Origin of the sequence: Methanospirillum sp., assembly GCF_035560735.1 — an archaeon.
Taxonomy (GTDB): domain Archaea; phylum Halobacteriota; class Methanomicrobia; order Methanomicrobiales; family Methanospirillaceae; genus Methanospirillum.
In genome coordinates this window covers 1-5,327 of record NZ_DATMYY010000173.1, presented here as the reverse complement: position 1 = coordinate 5,327, position 5,327 = coordinate 1, and the positions used below count along the sequence as shown (strand labels likewise).

General features: G+C 45.2%; 3 protein-coding genes. All 3 read left to right on the top strand.

Annotated features, from left to right (window positions below; genetic code table 11):
• Positions 1-1,131 (top strand): hypothetical protein (locus VN429_RS05250; protein WP_325630565.1); only part of this gene is annotated, 1,131 nt, incomplete at its 5' end.
• Positions 1,128-4,508, top strand: a complete 3,381-nt coding sequence (locus tag VN429_RS05245) for a NosD domain-containing protein (RefSeq protein WP_325630563.1) — start codon at positions 1,128-1,130, stop codon at positions 4,506-4,508. The genes VN429_RS05250 and VN429_RS05245, both read left to right, overlap by 4 nt.
• Positions 4,509-4,553: 45 nt before the next feature.
• Complete coding sequence (locus VN429_RS05240) at positions 4,554-5,270, top strand: hypothetical protein (protein WP_325630561.1); 717 nt, start codon at positions 4,554-4,556, stop codon at positions 5,268-5,270.
• The last annotated feature ends 57 nt before the right edge of the window (positions 5,271-5,327 follow it).

Sequence of the window (5,327 nt, the reverse complement as noted above, 5' to 3'; positions counted from 1 at the left end):
TCTGATACTACTGCATCAATCACTATATCCCAGTCAAGCAGTTCAATATCAGGCATCTCTTCGAGTAAGGTTGTCTCATACACACCATCTGGTGAAAATGCTGCCCAGACCAGTTCATCGGTACCTCAAAATATTGCGGAGAAACCACCAGAACGGTGGCTGCAGGATACAAAAACGGGAATGTTTTACGATCCGGTCTCGCGAACATACTGGAGATACGATTCTGTCATCAGAAAATTCACCAATAAAGAAAAAGGATGGTACTTGATCACCCGCTTTTCAGAAACCCAACCTGGACGTATCATCGGCCAGTATTATTACGATCCCCATTCTGTAAGTCTCATTGACATTGACACCGGAGAGTCCATCAATCCCAGTACCATGGAGACTGTGCAGTCAACACAGACAGCATCTCCAACCAGAACAGTGAAACCCACCCAGACTCCTGTTCCTCAAGTCACTGATCAGACAGATGGCAGTGGTACAACAGGAGGACAGAGTGAGAACCCTCAGGGACTGGTTCAGCCCGTTGCAAAAGTGACCAGTCAGCAGGGAGGACAGAGTGAAACACCGCAGGTCATGCCTCAGCCGACACAGACTCCTACTCCCCAGGGAGGAATTAGTGAGACAGCCCAGGCTCCGATTCTTGCCATGAAGATGGGCTTAACATGGACAAACGAAAACAGCGATGCAGTTACAAATCACCCCACGTCCCCAACTACTATTTCATTTGAAACTGATGTTCAGGTATTGTCTATCTCCACATATCACTGGAACAACGGACAAGGGGGATCAGTACCCGGAACGATCGGACTGAAAAGTTCTGATGGAACTATCTTCGGACCCTGGAAGGCAACCGGTGAAAATGGGCAGGGAGGAGTGCCAAATGCAAGGTGGACTGTTGTACCTGACAGTTCAGATGGAACCGGGCAGGTTCTTAAGAAAGGATCCTACACGATCATAGATTCAGATGAATCAACCTGGTCTGCCAATGAAAAGTCAAAGAACCAGGGATTTTGTACGGTAGAGTACATAAACGCACATGAGATAAGTCCTTTAAAAAACCTCTCTGATACGTCAGTCAAACCTCTTAATTTCAAAAATATCAATCTCGGAGATTTGTCAACATGAACAATTCTTTACGATTCTCCAGAACTGAACTAGCGCAGAAGATTGGAGTGATTATTTTCATACTCTGTATTCTCTGTCTTATCTCTCCGGTTTCAGGTATAGGGAGTGTAACTACTGCCGGAGATGAGATCATGAAGACGAGTCAACTTCGAAATCTTACCGGAGGAGATGGTCATGGAATAAGGGTAGGTGTTATCTCAAACGGAGTAAAACACCTTGCAGACGCTCAGAAAACAGATGATCTCCCATCAGATGTTCATGTCCTGAAAAACGGAAAGATGGACGAAGGGACAGCGATGCTCGAGATCATCCATGACATCGCTCCGAATGCCTCACTTTATTATGCAAATTCTGGAGACAATGATCTCAGTTTTTCAGAAGCAATAGATAATCTCGTAGCAGCAGGCTGCAACATTATTGTTGATGATGTTGGACTTCTTGAGATTCCGTACTTCGAAGATGGGCGAACTGCTGCACATCTGAAAGAAATTCTCATCCAGCATCCGGATCTGCTCTATGTGTCTGCAGCTGGAAATAATGGACAACAGCATTATCAGGGAATGTATACCGATGCAGGTGGAGGTTTCAATTCATTCAACGGATCACCCGGAATTCCGGTTGATATTAAGTCAGGAGGATTTATCGGGACAATCCTTGAATGGGATGACTCTTATGAGCAGCGGGAAAATCCGTATAGCCTGTATCTGTATGACCGGCAAACAGGAGCCGAGATAGCGGTAAGTGAACGTACAGAAAGCGGAGAAAAACGCTCACTTGAAAAACTATATTATCAGTACATCGGGGACAAGCCACTGAATGCTGAGATCAGGGTGAAAAAGGCAGATGAGGCAGAACCTAAACTTCTTGAACTTATCCTGAAGACTGATAAAAATCTTGTATCTATTCCGGAAGGATACATAGTCTCTTCAGACTCTATCATTGGACAGGCAGCAGTAGACGATGTAATATCAGTGGCAGCAGTTCCTGCCATAATGACACCGACAATAGAAAAATTTTCATCCCAGGGTGAAGTTACCATCGCTCACCCGGCATCTGAAGAGCGTAAAAAACCAGACATCACCGGAATCAACTCGGTAGATGTATCTGGGGCTGGGGGATTTCCAACCCCATTTACAGGAACAAGCGCCGCTGCTCCGCACATTGCCGGTCTTCTTGCCCTGGAGTGGAGTCTGTTTCCTATGGCATCAGGAACAGGAATGAAAGATGCCATGTTCCAGACAGCAACACCATTCGGACAGAAGGGATGGAATCCGGTGTACGGGTATGGTCTTCCTGACGCAGTGAAGATGTATGAATATCTGCAGAACACCTCAACAACTGGTAATCAAACGCCAACACCAACTCCTTCACCATCTGTCACAGCATCTCCATCTCCCACCCCTACACCACCAGAAGAGGAGGGAGCACCTTTAGTTATTACACAATCGGTTGAGATCACAAAGCCCGGAGATTATTCACTTGGTTCAGATATTCTTGATTCTTCAGGGACTATCATCAGGATCTCCTCATCTGATGTTACACTTGATGGATCAGAACACCAGATAGAAGGATTTGCGGTACAGTTCGGACTTGATTCTCCTCCCATGCAACGGGGAATTGTGATAGAATCACCAGATAAGAGCCGGCTTAAAAATATCACAATAAGAAACCTTGCTGTGATGGGAACCTATGTGGGGATTGAAGCCAGGAATACAGACGATCTCGTGATAGATACCTGTCGTCTTCCTTACAACTCTATCGGAATGATCCTTTCAGGTGTAACACATGCAGAGATCAGGAAGAGTTCGATGAACGGGAATGCCCAGTATGGTGTTATTTTAGAAGGAGGAACCACTGACTCTGTCTTGAGTTCAAACGAACTGAAGAAGAATCTTGTCGGAATGGTTCTTGATGGTGTTATGGGAAATAGAATCACCGGGAACTCAGTAATCCTGAGTCATCAGGAAGGAATCCTGCTCAGGGGAGGCTCCACAACAAATACTATCGAGAAGAATACCTGTTCGGGGAACGGAAATGGAGGTATTGTTCTGAAATCTTCTCTGAAGAATTCGATCCTGAACAACACCTGTGAGCAGAACTCTCCGCCCGGGATTTATTTGGAAGAGAGTTCTGAAAACATCATATCAGAAAATAACCTGACAGGAAATCTCAGAGGAATTAATCTCTATTACTCAGATACGAATACGATAACCGGAAATTCAATTTTCATGAATAAGATCACAGGGATCATGTTCCAGCCATCAGGTCGCAACATCATTAGTCAGAACAGAATAGTTGGAAATAGTGGTGAAGGGATTCTCATCTCAGGCAGTGTCACACCTGAAAAAGTGAACCTTATCTCTGATAATTATCTTGAAAATGATAACAATGTGAATATTCAGGAGGGTGGTAAGCCGAACTATGGCTGGAACGCGAAAAAATCTGAGGGATCAAACATAGTCGGGGGATCGTATTTAGGAGGTAATGCCTGGGCATCATCAGATGGAAAAGGATATTCACAGACATGCCCTGACATTGACGGAGACGGGTTGTGCGATGCTGCCTATACGGTTCTGACCGGTATTACAGATGAGCTGCCCCTGAAGTACTCAGGGCCTTCGGTTACCCCTGCAAACCCTAAGAGTGCAGGATCCATAACGAAACCTGCAGACGTTGAGGATCTGGTTACCGAAGGGCTTACCCTCTTTGGAAAAGGAAATTATCCAGAGACTGTAGCTTTAATGGATAAGGCAATTATAAAAAACCCGACTAACTTCCTGGCATGGAGATTGAAAGTTCTCTCACTTTCAAAAATGAAGAAGAGCGATGAAGCCATAGCAACAGTAAACAAGGCTCTGAATCTTTACCCTGATTCGATCATCCTATGGTACACTCTCGGCGACATCTACCTTCTTGACCTTTCAGAGTATGAAAAAGCAATTCAGGCATATCAGAAAGCACTTGTCATAGATGAGAGCGATACGCACAGTCTGACAAACCTTGCCTTTGCAATCGATAAAACAGGCAGGAGTGATGAGGCGCTGAAACTGTATCTGCAGGCTGTCACCATCAATCCCTCACTCACAGACGCATGGGTCAAAGCGGGAAATATTGAAACCCGCGCAAATCATTACAACCAGGCAATTTTGTATTATGACAAAGCATTGAAATTGGATCCTGGAAATGCATTCACCTGGAACAACAAAGGATATGCCCTCTCATTATCAGGAGATTATCAGGGAGCAATTCAGGCGTACCAGAATGCTATTCAGATTGATAATTCATATGAAGTTGCATGGACAAACCTAGGCAATGCATATACCGCGCTCGGAATGAAAAATGAAGCAAAAGATGCCTTTTCACATACGAAGGTTTGATCACCACACACATACGTTTTTATATTCATACAGATAGTATCGGGTATGAAACGGTTGTGGGTATGTTTAGGAATTGCGATGATATTCATCGTAATGACTGCCTGTGGAGTTTCTGCCGCATGGTGGTCGCAACAGGATAGTTATCAGTCTTCATCAGGATGCGACTGGAACTTCTGGGGAGGAGGATGTTACCAGCAGCAGAGTGAGTCCCATTCATCTTCATCAGGAGGAGGTTGGGGTCCGAACTGGTTTGGAGGCACTTATTCGGATTACTTCAGTTCATATACACGATCAAATTTCTGGACAGGATGGTGGGCCAATGGCACCCAGATCGCTGATGTTTCCGGTGTATGGAAGACAGATCTGCTTGGCAATCTGACAGTTCGCCTTACCGGTGATGACATCATCCGTGCGTCATACAAGGTGAAAGGTAACAACGGATATATGCAGGGTAACTTCTCATCCAACAGTTCACCGATTATGGATGGATTCTGGTGGGAGGCACCCGAGTACCGGCCACCATACCAGGCAGGTGCTGTTCAAATCACATTCGAAAACAGTACAGCCTTAAGTGGTATCTTTGCATATGCTGACGGAACCTGGGGACCATTCACCGGAACTAAAGTCAGAGCGAACCTGACTGCAGAGGAGGATGACGCTCTCAAGGATATGCCACAGCTTGAGTGGACCATTGATTCCAGCCAGACCTCTGATAAGCGGGTGACTAATCCGGTTGACACCAACCCGATTAAAAACACCTAACCTTTTCTTTTCTGCAGGTCAAACACCAATCCCTGATTATTCAATTCAGCAAAAAAT